Annotated in this window: 17 protein-coding genes; 12 read left to right on the top strand and 5 right to left on the bottom strand. The window is 63.6% G+C overall.

Annotated features, from left to right (window positions below; translation table 11 throughout):
* From QZ266_RS06750 to flgK, 5 genes are all read right to left on the bottom strand, one after another.
* Nucleotides 1-579, bottom strand: a 579-nt coding sequence (locus tag QZ266_RS06750) for an asparagine synthase-related protein (RefSeq protein WP_295693040.1), incomplete at its 3' end; no start/stop codon positions are given.
* A gap of 504 nt (nt 580-1083) precedes the next feature.
* Entirely contained in the window at nt 1084-1377 is a 294-nt protein-coding gene (locus QZ266_RS06745; RefSeq protein WP_295693038.1) for a hypothetical protein, read from the bottom strand.
* 94 nt (nt 1378-1471) lie between these two features.
* Nucleotides 1472-1705: a hypothetical protein gene (locus QZ266_RS06740; RefSeq protein WP_295693035.1), complete on the bottom strand. Its 234-nt coding sequence runs from the start codon at nt 1703-1705 to the stop codon at nt 1472-1474.
* 81 nt (nt 1706-1786) lie between these two features.
* Nucleotides 1787-2701, bottom strand: a complete 915-nt coding sequence (locus QZ266_RS06735; protein ID WP_295693033.1) for a flagellin — start codon at nt 2699-2701, stop codon at nt 1787-1789.
* Between the two features lie 14 nt (nt 2702-2715).
* Nucleotides 2716-4857: a flagellar hook-associated protein FlgK gene (flgK, locus tag QZ266_RS06730; protein WP_295693030.1), complete on the bottom strand. Its 2142-nt coding sequence runs from the start codon at nt 4855-4857 to the stop codon at nt 2716-2718.
* 580 nt (nt 4858-5437) lie between these two features.
* On the opposite strand from flgK, the gene QZ266_RS06725 reads away from it, so the two are divergent.
* From QZ266_RS06725 to QZ266_RS06670, 12 genes are all read left to right on the top strand, one after another.
* Nucleotides 5438-7216: a flagellar hook-length control protein FliK gene (locus QZ266_RS06725; protein ID WP_295693029.1), complete on the top strand. Its 1779-nt coding sequence runs from the start codon at nt 5438-5440 to the stop codon at nt 7214-7216.
* A 9-nt stretch (nt 7217-7225) separates the two neighbouring features.
* Nucleotides 7226-7888, top strand: coding sequence for a flagellar hook capping FlgD N-terminal domain-containing protein (locus QZ266_RS06720; RefSeq protein ID WP_295693027.1), 663 nt, complete (start codon nt 7226-7228; stop codon nt 7886-7888).
* 100 nt (nt 7889-7988) lie between these two features.
* The gene (locus QZ266_RS06715; RefSeq protein WP_295693025.1) at nt 7989-9374 is read left to right on the top strand and encodes a flagellar hook protein FlgE; all 1386 of its coding nucleotides are present in this window, start codon (nt 7989-7991) and stop codon (nt 9372-9374) included.
* A gap of 198 nt (nt 9375-9572) precedes the next feature.
* Nucleotides 9573-9842 (top strand): DUF1153 domain-containing protein, encoded by a 270-nt coding sequence (locus QZ266_RS06710; RefSeq protein ID WP_295693022.1) that lies wholly within the window; start codon nt 9573-9575, stop codon nt 9840-9842.
* 235 nt (nt 9843-10077) lie between these two features.
* Entirely contained in the window at nt 10078-11742 is a 1665-nt protein-coding gene (gene fliF / locus QZ266_RS06705) for a flagellar basal-body MS-ring/collar protein FliF (RefSeq protein ID WP_295693020.1), read from the top strand.
* Between the two features lie 8 nt (nt 11743-11750).
* Nucleotides 11751-12773 carry a flagellar motor switch protein FliG gene (gene fliG / locus QZ266_RS06700; protein WP_295693018.1) on the top strand — a complete coding sequence of 341 codons (1023 nt, stop codon included), beginning with the start codon at nt 11751-11753 and terminating at the stop codon, nt 12771-12773.
* Between the two features lie 12 nt (nt 12774-12785).
* Nucleotides 12786-13439, top strand: coding sequence for a FliH/SctL family protein (locus QZ266_RS06695; protein WP_295693016.1), 654 nt, complete (start codon nt 12786-12788; stop codon nt 13437-13439).
* An 11-nt stretch (nt 13440-13450) separates the two neighbouring features.
* Nucleotides 13451-13807 (top strand): flagellar motor switch protein FliN, encoded by a 357-nt coding sequence (fliN, locus tag QZ266_RS06690; protein WP_295693014.1) that lies wholly within the window; start codon nt 13451-13453, stop codon nt 13805-13807.
* 27 nt (nt 13808-13834) lie between these two features.
* The gene (locus QZ266_RS06685; protein ID WP_295693012.1) at nt 13835-15205 is read left to right on the top strand and encodes a sigma-54-dependent Fis family transcriptional regulator; all 1371 of its coding nucleotides are present in this window, start codon (nt 13835-13837) and stop codon (nt 15203-15205) included.
* A gap of 12 nt (nt 15206-15217) precedes the next feature.
* Entirely contained in the window at nt 15218-17350 is a 2133-nt protein-coding gene (gene flhA, locus QZ266_RS06680) for a flagellar biosynthesis protein FlhA (protein ID WP_295693009.1), read from the top strand.
* Nucleotides 17351-17385: 35 nt separating this feature from the next.
* Nucleotides 17386-18378 carry a flagellar biosynthesis-like protein (FlhF) gene (locus QZ266_RS06675; RefSeq protein ID WP_295693006.1) on the top strand — a complete coding sequence of 331 codons (993 nt, stop codon included), beginning with the start codon at nt 17386-17388 and terminating at the stop codon, nt 18376-18378.
* Complete coding sequence (locus QZ266_RS06670; RefSeq protein ID WP_295693004.1) at nt 18378-19178, top strand: AAA family ATPase; 801 nt, start codon at nt 18378-18380, stop codon at nt 19176-19178. The genes QZ266_RS06675 and QZ266_RS06670 overlap by 1 nt, the downstream gene beginning before the upstream one ends.
* The last annotated feature ends 16 nt before the right edge of the window (nt 19179-19194 follow it).

The following is a 19194-nucleotide window of genomic DNA, read 5'->3' as shown; positions in this document are numbered from 1 at the left end:
GTCATGTGTGGTCGCGAACAGGAAATAGGACTGGTCCTTGCCGGCATCGGCGGCGCGGCGCAGCTCCGGCCCGTTTTCTCCGGTGACACGCTGGATGTAATGCCCTGTGGCCATGCACACCGCGCCGAGCTGCCGGGCGGTGGTCAGCAGGTCGGCGAATTTGACGGTCTGGTTGCAGCGCACGCAGGGAATGGGCGTGAAGCCGGCCAGATAGGTGTCGGCAAATTCCTCGATCACCGCTTCGCGGAAACGGCTTTCATAATCGAGCACATAATGGGGAAAGCCGCAGGCCTCGGCGACGCGCTTGGCGTCATAGATATCCTGGCCGGCGCAGCAGGCGCCCTTTTTGGCCAGGGCGGCGCCATGATCATAAAGCTGCAGCGTCACACCCACGACATCATAGCCGAGATGGTGCAGCAGGGCCGCGGTCACCGAACTGTCGACACCGCCGGACATGGCCACCACGACGCGGTGGTCACCGGGATGGCCTCCCAGCCCCAGCGGATCGCCGGACAGGCCCAGACGGGAAATGAGGTCATCGGCCTGCGCACGGGCGCGGCCGGTAAGGTCGGTCGTCATCTTTCGCCTCCAGCGGGGTCAAGGCCCGCAGCAAACGGTTGTTGGAGGCGGGTATATAGGCGCTTTGGGGAGAGAGGTTAAGCGTGAAAACCCGGGACAAACCGGTCTTCGCAGCGCATCACCACCGGATACTTGGTGCGATCCCGCGGCGCCCCTCCAAACGGCGGGGCCGGGAAGACACAATCAAGGGGCCGACAGCACGACACGGCCATGCTTTAGAATCAAGCAGTTAGGAACCCGACAAGCCAGCCCTTCATTGCCAGCCAGCGAAAGCCTCTCGCAGCAAGTGCCGCAGAAATCCTTTCGGATCCAAAATGACAAAATACGCGACAATCAATGTGCTCAGAAATGTCAAAGAAACAACGAGTACAAGAACGATCAGATGCGCTTTCAGCCATATGCAAAGCGCCGCGACAGCCAGGCTCAATGCACCGGCAATAAAGGCGCTGCCTCTCAACGCCCGTCGGCCAGCGCCAGTTGCTTGTGAAGGATCAGTATCTGCTATCAACCGTCCGCCCCGTTGAAGACGTCACCAAAGAAGTCAATCGCTCCAGAAAACAGCCCTCCAACACTGGAGAAAAGAGATTCGATCAGGCGTGGGATGGTCGCGTCGGCTGAAGCGTTTCTCAACCTGTCGCCGAGAACGCCACCACCGATGGCGGCTCCGAGTATTATCCAGGGCAGCCCGGTGACGGTCACCCCCACCCCCAATGCCAAGAGCGCAAGGACGATCAGACCACCGAAGACAGCACCGCCAAGGGCCGGACGACGTCGCTTATTATTTTGATTTCGAGCCAAAAGATTGCCCCCAAGCGTTCAATTTAACAGCGCGATCATCGAAGACAGACGCGGGACCCGCGAGGCGGCTGTATACGTGAAGCAAGCAACGACGCTAAGAGCGGATATTCCCGGCATTGCCGGCATAGGCACTCATCGCGGCTGGGTTTTTGTTGCGACCCAGCAGGGCGCCGCCAAGGCCGAGCCCGAGCAGGCCGAAGATCGGGAGCATCAGGACGGCGGCCACAAGGCTGGCGCCGACATGACCGGTGGCCAGCCAGACGATGCCGGCCCCGATCGCGGCACCGATCATCATGGTGATCAAGGTAACAAGAATGCGTTTGAGCATGCGGCCTCCCGTGAATGTGCCAAGCATGCAAGCCACCGCGAGCCCGATCAATCGGGAATAGGCCGGCGACCGTCCCCCGACCTATCTCAGATATTGCAGCAGGGAGACCTGGCTGAGCGAGGAGAAGGTTTTGGCCGAGACGTCGAGCGCGGTCTGGGCCTGCTGGAAACGGGTCGCCGCTTCGGCCATGTCGACATCCTCCAGGTCCGACAGCATTTGCTGCAGGAAGGTCTGGCGGTCGGATTGGGAGTTTTTCATCGTTTCCACATTGGCCTGGGCAGCGCCGTTCTCACCGATCTTGGTGTTGAGATTGTCCAGCGCCGTGATGACATTCTCGATCTCGCCATTGAGGAAGGTTTCCTGGGGCGCGCTCAGGGGCCGGTCGAAGGGCCCATTGGCGCCGGCATTGAAATCGGCAATCCGCTTGAAACTGTCGAAAACCTCGCCGCCGACATCGCTGGCCAGCATGCCGGTGTCGATGGTCAGATTCTGGTCAAGCTGGACCTGGGGACGGCGATCATTGTTGACGAAAGCCTCGCTGGCAGTGCCCATCGGGATCAGATCATCGATGTCATTGGTTTCGACGGGGGCGATATCGGTGCGGGTCCCGCCGAAGATATACGTCCCGGCATGCTGCATGTTGAGCGCGTTGGAGACCTTGTAGAAGGCTTCGCGCACCTGGTGCATCGTGTAGTCGCCATCCTTGGAGGTGACAGCGAGACGCAGATCGGTGATCGCCTCGGCCATCTGGCCCATGGCAATATCCTGGGTCTCCAGCCGCGCCTCGGTCCGGACAGCGGCCTGCTCGTAGGATTGCGCGCGCTGCAGGGCGGCGCGGGTGGCGGAAAGCGTCTCGGCCTGGTGGCCGACGCCCTTGAGATCGGTGGCCAGCTTGCCGGTGGTCAGCTGTTTTTGCGCATCAAAGAGCGACTTCTGGGCCTTCATCAGGTCCATCAGTGCATTCTGGTTTGCCGCGAAGGTGGAAACACGGGTCATGACGCATAAACCTCCTAGACGATCCGCATCAGCGTATCGGTCATTTCCTTGGCCGCCTGCAGCATGCGCGCGGCGGCATTATAGGATTGCTGGTACAGCGTCATCGCTGCCAGTTCCTCGTCCAGACTGACCCCCTCGACATCGGCCCGCTTCTGGGCAGCTGTCGCCTGCAGTGTGGCGGCCGAAGCGGCCTCGCTTTCGGCCCGGGCTGCGCGGGAACCGATCGTGCCGGCAATGCGGGCGGTGTAATCGCCCAGGCTGGCCGTCGACGCGGCCAGTGACCCGGCGGCATTGAAGCTGCGGGATGTCGACAGCGCGGCCTGCAGGCCGCTACCGCCGCGATTATCACCGGCTGCCAGAACGAAATCGCCCACCACGGTTGCCGCATCCATGTCCAGCTTGCCCAGGGCAAGGCGGGCCGAGTCGGCGCGGATGGCGGTATCGACCGAGAAGGATTCCGCGCGCGCCGCCTTGGCTTCCAGCCCGACCCCGAAGAGTTTGGAGAAAGGCACACCGGTGCTGCCGCGTGACGTGTCATCGCCGGTCAGGGACAGCTCATAACCCTCATAGCCCGCATTGGCGGTGTAGGAGAGCTTGCCATTGCCATCGAGCGAGAAGGTGACATAGCGCCCCATCCCGGTCGTGGTGTCATTGAGGGCGGTGACGATATCGTCGACGGTTTCACCCGTGACCATCGGAATGGAATAGGTGCTGGCGGTCTTGCCATCGATCGTGTCCATCCGGAAGTTCAACGCGGTTCCGGTGGCGAACTGGTGGACATCCGTGCCCGACAGGCCGGTCTCGAAGAAACCCGGCGAGTCCGAACGGACGAGATCATTCAGCCCGAAGAAGTGCGACAGGCCCCGCCCGCCGCGATCCGATGGCGTGGTCTCGTCCTGCAGGAAAGCGACGCCATTATTGGCGGCACTGGCCGAGACACTCAGCGTGCCGTCGGTAAAGCTCGCGGAACCGACGCCAGCCAGGGCTGTGTTCAGCGCCGTGGCGAGATCACCGACCGTCCCGGCGAAGCCGACGGCGGCGCCGCCATCAACGGAATAGGTGCCGGCATCGAAATCGACATCAATGCGGCGCACGAGCACGCCGGAATTATCCGCCACGGCAAGCGTGGTCGCGCCGGTGAAATTATGGGCATCGGCCGCGGTCAGTCCGGTATTGCGACCGGTCAGGCTCTGCGGTGCCGGATAGGAGGCGGCGTCATTATGGGCCGCATTCAGCGCATCCGCCGCGCCGGACGCCATCTCGGCCAATTCCTCAGCCACATCCGGCAGCGTCTTGTCGCGCAGATCGATCAGGGCGCGCAGCTCACCGGACGCGATATGGCTGTCCAGTTCCTGCGGGTTCGCGCCATTGGGCGAGTTCGCAAAGATCTTGCCGTACTCGACGCCATAGGATCCGGTGCCGGCGACCTTGTAGGTCAGCGTGGCCGGGTAATTGTCGAGCAGGAGAACGCCATCCGTCGTGCGCAGCACAACACGGCCATCGCCCTGGAAATCCGCGCGGATATCCATATAGCCGGACATCTCGTCGAGCAGTTCGGAGATCCGGTTTTCGGCGCCCGAGGAGTCGCCGCCACCGGCAGACACGCTCTGGACGTTGGAATTGAGCTCGTAGATTTCCCGAAGGATCTCGTTGGAGCGCTGCAGCGTCGCATTGATCTTGGCGTCGGTCTCCTGGCGCTGGGCCCGGATTTCACCCGACAGGCGCTGGGCCTCCGTGAAGAAGCTGTCCAGATCCGCTGCGGCCGACAGGCGGGCGACGGAAAGGGTTGGATCGACACTGGCCTGGGAGAGCCCGTTGAAGGCTGAATTCAGGCGCGCAAAGATCGATCCGCTATCGTCCAGATTGCCGAATTGCGACTGCAACCGGTCCAGCGCACCGGCCCGGGCCTCGGTCATGCCGGCTTCCGAGATCGAGCGCAGCGAGGTCAGCTGGAGATGGCGGTCGACGACCCGGACAATGCCATTGACCTGAACGCCCATGGCGACGCCACCGACATTGCGGGCTTCGAAACTGGCGATGGTGCGGGCATAGCCGGCGGTGTTGACATTGGCGACGTTGTTGGACGACGCACGCAAACCGGCCTGGCTGGCCTGCAGCCCCGAAAGGGCGTTACCGAGAATACCGCTCAACGACATGGCTGGCTCCCTGCGCAGTCGGCAAAAAGGAAGCGGTTGCGGCGATATCTGCCGTCAAAGCGGCAAGCATTGCCCAGCGGGGCGGTCAACCCGAAGGGCGCCTCCACCTGACAGTCCATGCCGTAACCATTTGCCTTAATTTGCTTTTTCATGCGCTTTCCGAATTCCTGGCGCGACAGCGACGGCCGCGACCTGCCTTAACCATCGCAAGCCGTGGGCCAGACGCCGGCCAGGCCACGAAATCCGGTCGTGACCCGCTCCCATGCCACCCGCCTCCCACGCGGGGCGCTCGTGCGCGCGCGGGCTCACGCGCGGTCTTAAAGACCCGGCCCTGATCATCGCGGGCCCGGCAGGGGCCCCCGGGGAGCACAGGCGACCAACCCGGCAAATTGCGCCCACCGGCGGGCAGGGCTGACCGGACGATCCTGCCCACCACGAGGTATTACCACGAAATTAATGTTATAAATCATCATGTTAGACATAAATCAGTCTGGCACACCGCTTGCGATCATCTCGGTGAGACGAGGCGTGACGTGCGCCTTGAGCCAAGCGAAGAGTGTCGATGACTCTGGACCTGACCATGACGAACCTGTTCTCCAACCCCGGTGGATCCGGCGGCGCCATTGCGCTGCCTGCGTCCGGCGAGCGCGGGTCTGTGCAGGGCGTCGCATCGGTCGAGGCTGGCGCGTCGCCATTCGCATTGATGGTCAGCGCCAACCAGACCCAGCGAATTGCCGCCCTTGCGGGCGTTCCGGCTGCCACCGCGCCGGCACAAACCGCACCATTCTCCAGTGCGCCAGGGACTAGTGCGTCCGGAGCCAGTGCGTCCGGGGCCCCTGCTGTCGGAAGCATTCCGGCAGTACCGGTTCGCGAAGCCGCGCTCGCCTCCACCTCGCCGCTGGCCATGGACGCCACAGCGCCGGTCGTCCTGCCATCCACATCCGGCGGTGATGTCGAGCTGGGCGATGACCTGGTCATTCCCGTCACGCCGGTCGCACCGGTGGCTCCGGTTGGCACCAAGCCGGCCCGACCGGTTCAGAACGTCATTGATGCGGCCAATTCATCCGGCAATGCCACGACCGGCAGCCCGACCGCCGACACCACACTGTCCCCGGCAACGCCCGCGACGGCGACACCGATCGCAACACCGATGGCCGCGACGCCGTCGGGCCCACAAGCGCCGGTCGCACCGGCCCAGACCCAGCAGGCCCAGGCCACGCCGACCCAAGCCACGCCAACACAGGCCACGCCGACACAGGCCATCAGCACGCCGCCCGCAGCAATCGCGCCGGTCGCGACGGCCGCCGCCAATCTCGCCGCCCCGAAGCAGGCTGAACCGCGTCTCGACGCTGGCAAGCCGGTTGCCGGCAAAGCGACTGCCGCTACCGCCGCCTCGGCGTCCAGTTCAGCCGCAACCAATACGGCCCGACCGGCAGGTACCGCTGCGACACCGACGGCTGCAACGGCTCCGGCCGCCCAGACGCCCGCCCCCACCACGGACGGGACTGTCAGCGAGCCATTGCGCCAGCGCGGCCAGGCCGAGGCCGCGATCCAGACCGCCAGCAGCCTGGCGGCGCGCCCTGGCGGACAGGCAAACGGCGCCCCGACCGGGCAGGCCGGGAACCCGGCTCAGCCAGGCGCAGCGTCGAGCAGCACCGCCCCGTCCTCTGCCGGTATGCCGAGCGCTGATCCCGCCGCTGCCCTCGCTGCCAGCAAGACCGCGCCCGCCCCGGCTGCGCAGACCGGTGCGCCGATCACACCCCTGCCCGCCCTCATGGTTGAAGGCCAGGCCCAGGCGGCGGCCATGGCCGACGCTGCCCAGGCCGAGGCTGCCCTGCAGGCCGAAACCGATTTCAACCTGTCGCGGGCCGATGGACGTCTCGCCGCAGACCGGCCCGGCAATCCATTGCCGCGTTTTACGCCGCACAGCGCCACCCAGCTGGCGGGACAGATCACCAAACAGGTCTCGAACGGCAACCGGGTCTTTGACATCCGCCTCGACCCTGCAGAACTGGGCAAGGTCGATGTCCGCATCGAGCTGCGAGCCGATAATCGCGTCCATGCCGTGCTGACGGTTGAGCGGCCGGAAACCCTGAACGAGCTGCAGCGCTCGGCCCGCGACCTCGAGCGCGCCCTGGCGGAAGCCGGGCTTGAGCTTGGCGAGGACGGGCTGAGCTTCCAGATGAATGACGGCCAGAACCCGGCCGACGATGAGGGTCGCAGCCAGGGCGAGGCCCTTCCGATCTTCACCCAGACAACCGAAATGGCGCAGCGCGCCGAGGATGAACTCGCATCCCGGCCTCGCTCTGCCTACGGCTTCCTGCTGTCCGGACGCTCCGGCGTCGATGTGCAGGTCTAGGAGTAACGCATGGTAGACGCAGTATCCGGTCTCGGCGCCAGCAGCCCCGCCCTCGCGAATTCGCAGACGGGCCTGGCCGACAATTTCGAGATGTTCCTGACCCTGCTCACAGAGCAGATGAAGAATCAGGACCCGCTCAACCCGCTGGATTCGACCCAGTTCGTGAACCAGCTGGTCGATTTCTCGAGCGTTGAGCAGCAGATCGCCCAGAACCAGAATCTGGAAAACCTCCTGCTGCTTCAATCAGCTGCCGCCCAGAGTGCGTCGGTCAGCTATATCGGTCGCGTTGCCACGGCCCTGACGCCGCAGGCCATGCTCACCGAGGGCGAGGCGAGCTGGGAATACACATTGCCGAGCGAGGCCACCACGTCCTCGATCATCATTCGCGATGCCCAGGACCGCATCGTGTCCCGTTCTGACGGCGAGACCACCGCCGGTTCGCACGACTTCACCTGGGACGGACTGGGCGAGGGCGGCAATACATTGGAGGATGGCGTCTACTCGCTGGAAGTCATCGCCCAGAACGCTGACGGCGACAATATCGCCGTGAATATCCAGGCCGCCGCCCGCGTTACGGGTGTCGACCTGTCCGGTTCCGAAGTCGTCGTGGAAATGGGCGGGATCCGCGTCCCGCTTTCCTCGGTGATGTCAATCAAGGACGCAAACGCATAGCCAGGCCGCCGGCCTGATACGGATCGCCAGAAGGGCGAACCGTCTAACCCGACCAGCAGAAAGCTCCGTTAAAAAAACACAAACGCCAGGAGCATGCATAATGAGCATCAATTCAGCGCTTTTGGCCGGCGCATCCGGCCTGATCTCGAACTCGAACGCACTCGCCTCGATTTCGGACAATATCGCCAACGTCAACACGGTGGGTTACAAGCGCGCTTCAGCCGTTTTCACCCCGCTCTATGACAGTGACAGCTCGACCAAGGGCTATTCGGCTGCGGGCGTCAGCTCTGTCGCACGGCTCGCCATTGGCGAGAGCGGCCTGCTGACCGCCGGCTCCTCGCCGACCGATCTGGCCATCTCAGGCCGGGGTTTCTTCGTGGTTCGCGATGACGCGGCGTCGAACTCCTCCGACCCGGTCTCCTTCACCCGTGCTGGCCGGTTCACGCCGGACACGACAGGCTTTCTGCGCAATGATGCCGGCAAGTACCTGGCCGGCTGGCCGGTCGCAGCCGATGGCACCGTTCCGCAAAACCCGTCCGACCTCAACGCCCTGGAGACGATCAACCTGTCCTCCATCGGTGGTGCTGCGGAAGCCACGACGATCATGGGCATCAATGCCAACCTGCAGCAGAGCCAGGCGATCTCGGCTGACGAAGCGACCTATGATCCGACGGCCTCGGCGACCAATATGGCCTCGGGTACGGTGACGCCGGACTTCCAGCGCTCCATTCCCTTCTATGACAGCGTCGGTGGTGTCCGCACCCTGACGATCTCCATGTTGAAGAGCTCGACCCCGAACCAGTGGCACGCTGAAGTCCACATGGTACCCGCCGGTGACGTCACGACGGGTGCAGGCCTGATCGACGGCCAGATGCTGAACGGCACCGTCGCCTTCGACGCCCAGGGCCGCCTCGACAGTGCCAATACGACGCTGCCAACCCAGCTCGACTTCCTGTCCTCCACCAACGCCGCAGCCCTTGGTGCGAATGAATTCCAGTGGGCAACGGCCACCGGTGTGGACTCCCAGTCCGTCACCCTGGACTTCGGCGATCCGGACGCACCGGGTGGCTTCACCCAGTATGACAGCCCGTCCGCCCTGCTCTCGACCAATGTGAATGGCTCCGCCTTCGGTAATTTCTCGAGCGTGGATGTGGATGATGACGGCTTCGTCTTCGCCAAGTTCACCAATGGTATTGTCCGCAAGATCTACCAGATCCCGGTTGCGACCTTCGTCAACCCGGACGGCCTGGAAGCACAAGCCGGCGGTACGTTCACGGTGACATCGGAATCCGGTGCCTACACGCTCAACCCGCCGGGCCTGGGGTCCTCGGGGTCCATTGCGGCCTCGACCCTGGAAAGCTCGAATGTCGATCTGGCGAATGAGTTCACCAGCCTGATCACCACGCAGCGGGCCTATTCCGCGTCGTCGAAAATCATCACCACCGCCGATGAGATGCTCGACGAGGCCATCCGGATGAAGCGCTAACCATCACCCAACCGCTTCTGGACTATGGGCCTCGCCACTCGGCGGGGCCCATTTTTTATGACCGGCGCATGAGCGGGTTCGGAACATTTAGAGCCGGATTTTAGCGACAGGGTTAAATGTAAATTTACCCAGTGGTTTAGGGCGATGTTAAAGGGCTGCGTGTAGGTTGATCCTACAAACAAGAAACGGGGATCGGACATGCAGCCGCGCCTTAAAAAAGAAAATTACGTCATTGGACCGGATGGTAGCCCGCTCACGATCGGCGATTTGCCCAACCCGAGCACCCAGCGTTGGGTGGTTCGGCGAAAGGCAGAAGTCGTCGCAGCTGTGCGGGGCGGTCTTCTCTCTCTCGAGGAAGCGTGCGAGCGCTACTCGCTGACCGTGGAAGAATTCCTCGGCTGGCAACGCTCGATCGACCGGCACGGCCTGGCCGGTCTGCGTACAACACGCATCCAGCAATACCGCTAGCAAGCTCCCCTTACGAGCTCACGCAGGACGGCGGCCGCGCCCCCTCGGCCGCCGTTCGCCTGTGTTTGCGAGTCACTGGATGTTTTGCTGCAGAAAGATTGCGAGCCCTGATTGGTTACTCGGGCTCCAGTCATGACGTATGCAAGCGCATTAAAGTCTCGTTTACCGACCAAGTAGGAAAATTCTGCCCAGTGCTTCGCTGATGAAGCGCACGCAATGAGGCAGGGATTTTCACGTGAACGCGCTTTTCGAACAGTTCAGGGCTTTTGGCGCCGGACGGCTGACAGCGATCTTCGGCCTGGCCGCAGGCGTCGCTGCCGCACTCGTGTATTTCTCCGGAGCCATGGGCGGCGCCAGCCAGTCCCTGCTCTATTCCGGTCTCGACCCGGCCGATGCCGCTGCGACCTCGCAGCTGCTCGACCAGGCGAATATTCCCTTCGAGATCCGCGAAGGCGGCACGGCGATCTATGTCGATCGCGCCCAGGTCGATGAGGCACGCGTACGCGTCGCCTCCAATGGTCCGCTGAGTGGCGCTTCGGTCGGTTACGAGATTTTCGACCGCCAGGACAGTTTCGGCCAGACCAGCTTCGTCCAGAACTTCAATGCCAAGCGCGCCATGGAAGGCGAGCTGGCCCGCACCATCCAGTCCTTGAACTATGTTAACTCGGCCCGGGTCCATCTCAATCTGCCGGAGCGCCGTCTTTTTGCCCGTGACCAGCAATCCCCGACCGCCGCCGTCACCATCGCCACCAATGGCCGGCTGAACTCCGAGCAGGTTCGCGTCATCCGCAATATCGTCGCCTCCAGTGCCGGCATCGAGCCGACCGGGGTCTCGATCGCCGATGATCGCGGTCGCCAGCTCGCCAGCGGCGGTGACGGCCAGTCCGGCAATTCCATTCTGATGGATGAGCGTCGCGGCGAGATTGAAGCCCAGATGCGCCAGAACATTCTCGACATTGTCGAGGGTGTCGTCGGCGCCGGTGCCGCTCGCGTCCAGGTCACCGCCGAACTGGACCGCCAGTCGATCACGCAGAGTTCGGAAACCTATGATCCGGACGGCCAGGTCGTGCGTTCGCGTGAGCGGGGCGAGGATCTGTCCAATGATCAGGACGGTGCCAACGAGAATCGCGTTTCGGCTTCGGAAAACCTGCCAAACGCCGGCGACGCCAACGAAGCGGGCGGTCCCAATAGCCGCTCCAGCCGCGAAAGCACCAGCGAGCGCGTCAATTACGAAATCTCCTCCACGACACGCACCGAAATCATCGAGGCCGGCGCCATCAATCGCCTGTCCGTCGCGGTTGCCGTCGATGGTGTGCTGGAAACCGCCGAGGACGGCACCGTCACCTGGCGCGAACGCCCGCAGGCTGAAATCGACCGTATCGAGGCCCTGGTCCGCTCGGCCATGGGTTATGTGAACGAGCCGGGCGCCCGCGAGGACATGCTGACGGTCAGCCAGATCGAATTCGCCCGGACCGACCCGCTGCTGGGAACCGCCGCGACGGGTGGCATGTCCTTCTCCAAGAATGACCTGATGCGGGCCGCCGAGATCGGCGTGATGTTCATCACCGCCCTGCTCATCATCTTCCTGGTCGCCCGCCCGCTGGTCAAAGGGGCAAGCGGCATGGTCATGCCACAAGGCCTCGCCCTGGCCGGTGCCGGCATGGATGGCGCCGTGAGCGGTGCGCCCGCTCCGGCCGCCCTGCCAACCGCAGCAGGCCGCCCGACCGCCCTGCCCGCGGCGGGCGGCGGCGCCGGCGTGGCCACCGCCGAGGACTCCATCGACATCGAGAAGATCGATGGCCAGGTGAAAGCGTCCTCGCTGAAGAAAGTCGCCAATATCGTTGAATCCCATCCGGAAGAATCGATCTCGATCCTCCGGTCCTGGCTGCATGAGAGTTGAGTCCGACCATGGCTGAAAAACGCGCCATTGAAGACCCGTCACGCCTGACCGGCCCTGAAAAGGCCGCTGTCATGCTCCTCGCCCTTGGCGATGAAGGTGAAGGCATATGGCAGCATCTGGACGAGGAGGAAATCCGCGAGGTTTCCCAGGCCATGTCCAATCTGGGCACGGTGACCTCAAGCGCCGTGGAACGCCTGATCGTCGACTTCGTCGGTCAGATGTCCTCGACCGGCTCGCTGATGGGTTCCTTCGAAGCGACCCAGCGCCTGCTGAACTCCTTCCTGCCCGGCGAGAAGGTCGATTCCATCATGGAGGAGCTGCGCGGTCCGGCCGGGCGCACCATGTGGGACAAGCTGGGCAATGTGAACGAGGTCGTTCTCGCCAATTATCTCAAGAATGAATACCCGCAGACCGTCGCCGTGGTCCTGTCCAAGGTGAAGCCCGAGCATGCCAGCCGCGTGCTCGGCGCGCTGCCCGAGGATTTCGCTCTGGAAGTCGTCACCCGGATGCTGCGCATGGAGCCGGTTCAGCGCGAAATCCTCGATCGTATCGAGGAAACGCTGCGCACCGAGTTCATGTCCAACCTGGCGCGCACCTCCAAGCATGACAGCCACGAGATGATGGCCTCGATCTTCAACAATTTCGATCGCCAGACCGAAAACCGTTTCCTGGCCGCCCTGGAAGAACGCAATCGCGAGAGTGCCGAGAAGATCCGCTCGCTCATGTTCGTCTTCGAGGATCTCTCCAAGCTCGATCCGGGTGGCATCCAGACACTCATGCGCGCCATCGACAAGGAACAGATGTCCCTGGCGATGAAGGGAGCCTCGGACAGTCTGCGCGACCTCTTCTTCTCCAACATGTCCGAGCGCGCGGCCAAGATCATGCGCGAGGATATGGGGGCGATGGGTCCGGTCCGGCTCAAGGATGTCGACCAGGCGCAACAATCAATCGTCTCCATGGCCAAGGACCTCGCCGCCAAGGGCGAGATCATGCTGGCCGATGGCGGCGCCGATGATGAACTCATCTACTAGGGAGGTTGAACAATGAATCCGGTCAAATTTGATTTCGATACAGAGTTCGACCATGACGGCCAGATCCTGCGTGAAGGGGAGAGCCACAAGCGCTTCTTCACCCAGGATGATGTCGACGCGGCCCGCATGTGGGGCGTCGAGGAAGGCCGCGAAATGGAAGAGGGTCGCTGCGCGCAATCGCTGCAGGCCATCGCCTCCCAGATGCAGCTCATCCTAGCCCGACTGGCCAGTGAATCCGACGCCCTGCGCCAGGAAGCTGCCGGACTGGCCATCGCCGCCGCCAGAAAGATCGCCGGGGAAGCCCTCTCTGCGTACCCGATCGACACGATCGAACAGGTTGCGCTGGAAGCCGTGCAGGACTTGCGCTCCGAGCCGCGCCTGTCGGTACGCTGCAATCCGGAACTCGTTGAATCCCTCGCCGAGCGCCTCGAGAAGACGGCACGCGATGCCGGTTTCGACGGGGCCATCATGGTGCGCGGCGATGACGCCCTGCCCAATGCCGATGTGCGCCTGGAATGGGGCGCCGGTGCGGTTCAGCGCAGCGCCGAGGAAATCGAGCACCGACTGAATGACGTCGTCGCACGCTGGCTGGCATCGCCGCCAAGCGACGAGGAAACCCACTCTGACGCGCCCGGCGACCCCGCCGCCGGCGTAAGCGCGGCTTAAGGAGGCCTGACATGGCTGACGACAATCTCGACCTTCCCGATCTGGGCGATGACGGCACGCAAGTGCCCGTCGAGGCACCCCAGCGCGGCGAACAGATGATGGATGAGGAAGAAAAGAGCGCCGCCGATCTGGCGCCGGTCTTTGACGTTCCCGTCAACATCTCTGCCGTCCTCGGCAAGGCGCATATCGATGTGAATTCGCTGTTGAAGCTGACATCCGGCTCGGTTGTCGAACTCGACCGCAAGATCGGTGAAGCGATCGACATCTACGTGAATAACCGGCTCGTCGCGCGCGGCGAAGTCGTGGTGGTCGACGACCGGCTTGGCGTCACCATGACGGAAATCATCAAGGACGGGGACGCAGGCTAAGGCCTCGCGGAAAGGACGGAAAATATCATGCGTATTCTGATAGTTGGCAGTTTGGGCGGACAACTCCACACCGCCACCAAGATCGCCCTCGACCGCGGCGCGAAAGTCTCGCACGTCGACACGATCGAACAGGCCACCGCCCATCTGCGTGCCGGACGCGGCGCCGACCTGCTCATGGTCGACCTGCATCTGGACGTCCAGTCCCTGATCGAGGCCAATGAGGCCGAGCGGATTTCGGTTCCCGTTGTCGCCTGCGGCGTCAATGTCCGTCCCGAAGCCGCGGCCGCCGCCATTCGCGCCGGCGCCAAGGAATTCATCCCGATGCCGCCGGACGCCGATCTGATCGCAGCGGTCCTGGCCGCGATCGCCGATGACGAACGCCCGATGATTGCCCGCGACCCGTCCATGCAGGCCGTCATCCATCTCGCCGATCGCATCGCCGGTTCCGACGCCTCCGTCCTGATTACTGGCGAAAGCGGCTCCGGCAAGGAAGTCATGGCCCGCTATGTCCACACCAAGTCGAAGCGCGCCCAGGCGCCCTTCATCTCGGTGAATTGCGCCGCCATCCCCGAAAACCTGCTGGAATCCGAACTCTTCGGTCACGAGAAAGGCGCCTTTACCGGCGCAATTGCCCGCCGCGTGGGCAAGTTCGAGGAAGCCGATGGCGGCACGCTGCTGCTGGACGAGATCTCGGAAATGGACGTGCGTCTGCAAGCCAAGCTGCTGCGTGCCATCCAGGAACGCGAGATTGACCGCGTCGGTGGCACCAAGCCGGTGAAGGTCAATATCCGCATCCTCGCGACATCAAACCGTGACCTGCGCAAGGCCGTCGCCGATGGCAGCTTCCGCGAGGACCTGCTCTTCCGCCTGAATGTCGTGAATCTGGCCCTGCCGCCCCTGCGCGAGCGCCCGGCCGACATCGTCGCCCTGTCCGAGCATTTCGTGAAGAAGTACTCGACGGCCAATGCGATCGACGAACGCGCCATTTCCGACGCCGCCAAGACCTCCCTGCTGGCGCGTGAGTGGACCGGCAATGTGCGTGAGCTTGAAAACGCCATGCACCGCGCCGTGCTGCTGGCTTCGGGTCGTGAGATCACACCCGACGCGATTCGCATGCCGGACGGCTCGGCGTTTACAGGCTCGGGCAATAATGTCGTCCGTCAGGCCGCAGATACCGCCCAATCGGTCCAGGCCGACATGATCGGTCGCACGGTCTCGGAAGTTGAACAGGACTTGATCCTGAACACGCTCGACCATTGCCTGGGCAACCGGACCCACGCCGCCAACATTCTCGGCATCTCCATCCGGACCCTGCGCAACAAGCTGAAACTCTATTCGGATCAGGGCGTCGACATTCCCGCGCCCAACCAACCCGCCCAGGGTGTTTCCGTAGCCTGATTGGACTGATCATTGGCCGATACCGCTGCTCCTCCGACCCCCGCTCCCGCTGCGGGTGGGTTTGATCTCCGCGCCTTCCTGAACCGCACGCTGCGCGGTGATGTGGCGCTGGCGGTCGGCATTCTCGCCATCCTGGTGATGCTGATGCTGCCCATGCCCAGCTTTCTGCTGGACATGTCGCTGGCGATATCGATCTCGATGTCGGTCCTGGTCCTGATGACCGCGCTCTTCATCAAGAAGCCGCTGGAATTCTCGGCCTTCCCGGCCCTCCTGCTGATTACCACCCTGTTGCGCCTGGGACTGAATATCGCCTCGACGCGCCTGATCCTGTCCAAGGGCCATGAGGGGACGGACGCGGCCGGCGAGGTCATCGAGGCCTTCGGCTCCTTCGTCATGCAGGGCAATGTCGTCATCGGCATCATTGTCTTTGCCATCCTGGTGATCGTGAACTTCGTGGTCATCACCAAGGGTTCCGGCCGGATCGCGGAAGTCGCGGCGCGCTTCACCCTGGACGCCATGCCCGGCAAGCAGATGGCGATCGACGCCGATCTGTCGGCCGGCCTGATCACCGAGGACGAGGCGCGCAAGCGTCGCACCGAGCTGGAAGGCGAGAGCAATTTCTTCGGCGCCATGGATGGTGCCTCCAAATTCGTCCGTGGCGATGCCATGGCCGGCCTGATGATCACCGCCATCAATCTGGTTGGCGGCATCATCATCGGTGTCGTCCAGTCCGGCATGCCTTTCGGCGAGGCCGCCTCGGCCTATTCCTCCCTGACCATTGGTGACGGCCTGGTCTCGCAGATCCCCGCCCTGATCATCTCGGTCGGTGCCGGCCTGCTGGTCTCCAAGGCCGGCGTCAACGGTCAGGCCGACAAGGCGTTGTTCGGCCAGCTGACCGCAAACCCGCAAGGCCTCGGCCTGGTCTCAGGCGTTGCCCTGATGGTCGGCCTCCTGCCCGGCATGCCGCTCATCCCCTTCGCCATGATGTCCGCCGGTGCCGGCACCCTGGCCTGGATGAACCGCGATATCGCCGAGCGAACGGCCCAGGCCGAAGCGGATGCGGTCGCCGAGAAAGAAGCCGAAGTCGCCGAAACCCAGTCTGACCAGGAAGCCCCGATCGAGGACAGTCTCGCCATTGACGAGCTGAAGATCGAGCTGGGTTACGGCCTGCTGCCGCTGATCAATGATGTCGATGGCCGCAAGCTGACCGACCAGATCCGCGCCCTGCGTCGCTCGCTGGCCGAAGAAATGGGCTTCATCACCCCGGCCGTGCGGATCATCGACAACATGTCGCTCGGCAATCACGAGTACACGATCCGCATCAAGGAATTGGAAGCCGGTCGCGGCGAGCTGGAATTGCACAAGCTGCTGGTCATGGATCCGGCCGGCCTGCAGATCGACATGCCCGGCAAGCACGTCAAGGAACCGACTTTCGGTCTGCCCGCGACCTGGATCGATGAAGGCCTGCGCGAGGAAGCCTCCTTCCGCGGATACACCATCGTCGAGCCGGCCGCTGTCCTGGTCACCCATCTGACCGAGCTGTTGCGCGAGAACATGGCCGACCTGCTGTCCTACGCCGAGGTCGAGAAGCTGATCAGCAAGCTGTCGAAAGAACACAAGGCCCTCGTCGACGACATTACCCCGAACCAGATCAGCCGGGCCGGTATCCAGCGTGTCCTGCAATCCCTGATCAAGGAACGCATCTCGATCCGTGATCTGCCGACCATTCTGGAAGGCATCGCGGAAGCCAGCGCCACGACCCAGAATCTCGACGCCATTGTCGAGCATGTGCGGACCCGCCTGGCGCGTCAGATCTGCCACACCAACAAGGCGCATGATGGCGTCCTGCCGGTACTGGCGATGGGCCCGCAATGGGAGCAGGCCTTCATGGAAGCCCTGGTCGGGGACGGCGATCGTCGCCAGCTCGCACTGGCCCCCTCCAAGCTGCATGATTTCGTCGCTGCCATTCGAAACTCTTTTGAAACCGCATCAGCTCAGGGTCATGTACCAGTGCTGCTGACGAGCCCGCTGATTCGTCCGTATGTGCGTTCTCTGGTTGAGCGTTTTCGCCCGCAGACCGTGGTGATGTCGCAGAATGAAATTCACCCGAGCGCGCGCCTTCAGACGATGGGCCATGTCGGTTAAGCGACCGAATTTGACCTGTGATATGATCCGAGCCCATGCATCTTAAAACCTTTGCTGCCCCGTCCCTGACCCAAGCCATGGCTGAAGTGCGCCGTGAAATGGGCCCCGACGCCGTGATCATTGCCACCGGCGATGGCCCCGACGGCGGCGTGCAAGTGCGTGCCGCCAGCGAGATGGCGCGCATTGCCGAGCCGGCCGAACAGGTGCGCGACCGCGCCATCCGCCTTGCCGGTGAAGCCGATATCGAGCGTGGCCTGCGGGAGGACAATGAGCTGGACCGGGTGATCCGTGCGCTCGGCTTTCATCGCGCCCCGGGTTCAGCCGCCCAGGCCCTGATCCGCTCCGCCCATGATCTCTCCGATGGCCAGGCCGTGGCCCGCCTCGCCCATGCCATCGAGAGCCGTTACACATTCCAGCCGCTGCCCGCCGTGCCCGAACATGCCGTCCTGTTCGCCGGGACTCCGGGCGTCGGCAAGACCTCGGCCCTGGCCAAGACGGCCGCCCGGGCGATCACCGCCGGGGCGGTGCCAACCCTCATCTCCTGTGATGGCGAGCGTGCCGGCGCCAATGATCGGCTGCAGGAACTCGCCCGCCGCATGGGTGCCGGTTTCCGCGCCGTCGATGATCCGCGCGAGATGATCGAGGCGGTCGACGATATCGAGGGCCCGGTCCTGATCGACAGTCCGGCAGTCAACCCGTTCGAGCTCGACGATCTGGACATGACACTGGCCTTCGCCGACAGCGCCAACGCCGAAATCCTGTATGTCTTCGACGCCGGACTGACGCCCGAAGATGCCGAGGACGCCGCCTCGCTCTTTGCCTCGATCGGCGCCAGCCGCTGTATCCCGGTGAAGCTGGATTGCGCCCGCCGGCTTGGCGCCGTGCTCGGCGTTGGTGAAACCGGCCTGGCCTTCGCGCAGATTTCCTCGACCCCCTTCATTGGCGGCGGCCTGGCTCCGGCCACGCCATTGCGCCTGGCCCGGGTCCTGATCGAGGACAGAAACACCCCCTTCGAGGAGGAAGATTGATGAAGATCGCGTCCGCACCGCAGGACCGCTCCGCCGGTCGTATCCTTGCGATCGCCTCCGGCAAGGGCGGCGTCGGCAAGACCATGCTGTCCATCGGCATGGCCCGCGCCTTCTCGCAAATGGGCGAGCGCTGTCTTTTGATGGATGGCGATCTCGGCATGGCCAATATCGACGTCCAGCTCGGCCTGCAGCCCAATTCCGACATTTCCAGCGTCATCAATGGCCGCGTGAAGATCCAGGATGCCGTCTGCCCGGCCATGGGCGGCGCCAGCCAGAAAGGCGGCTTTGATGTCATTTCCGGCCGCTCCGGTTCCGGTGCCCTGGCCAATCTGGCCGGTCCCGGCCTGACCAAGCTCGCCACCGGCGTCGCGGCCCTGGCCCTGTCCTATGACCGCGCCATTCTCGACCTTGCCGCCGGTGCTGACCGGGCCACGATTCGCCTCGCGCTGACGGCCGATGATGTCGTGATCGTGCTCAATGACGAGCCGACCTCACTGACCGATGCCTATGCCTTCGTGAAGACGCTGCGCCTGCATGATGACGGCGCCTCGCCCCTGGTTGTGATCAATAATGCGCCGGACATGAATGCCGCCAATGAGGCCTTCGGTGCCTTCCGCAAGACCTGTGAGGCCTTTTTGAGCTTCACACCGACACTGGCCGGCATCGTCCGCAAGGATCCGACAGTTCCGGCCGCAATCCGGGCCCAGACCGCGGTCTCCCTGCGCGCGCCGCAATGCCAGGCCGCCAAGGACATCCAGGCGCTGGCGGGCTCTTTGGCGCGCGGCAAGCAGGCCGCCTGATCGATCGGCCCGGGAG

Origin of the sequence: uncultured Maricaulis sp. (genome assembly GCF_905480005.1) — a bacterium.
Taxonomy (GTDB): domain Bacteria; phylum Pseudomonadota; class Alphaproteobacteria; order Caulobacterales; family Maricaulaceae; genus Maricaulis.
Note: the sequence above shows the minus strand (reverse complement) of the source record. Positions and strands in the feature narration are given on the sequence as shown.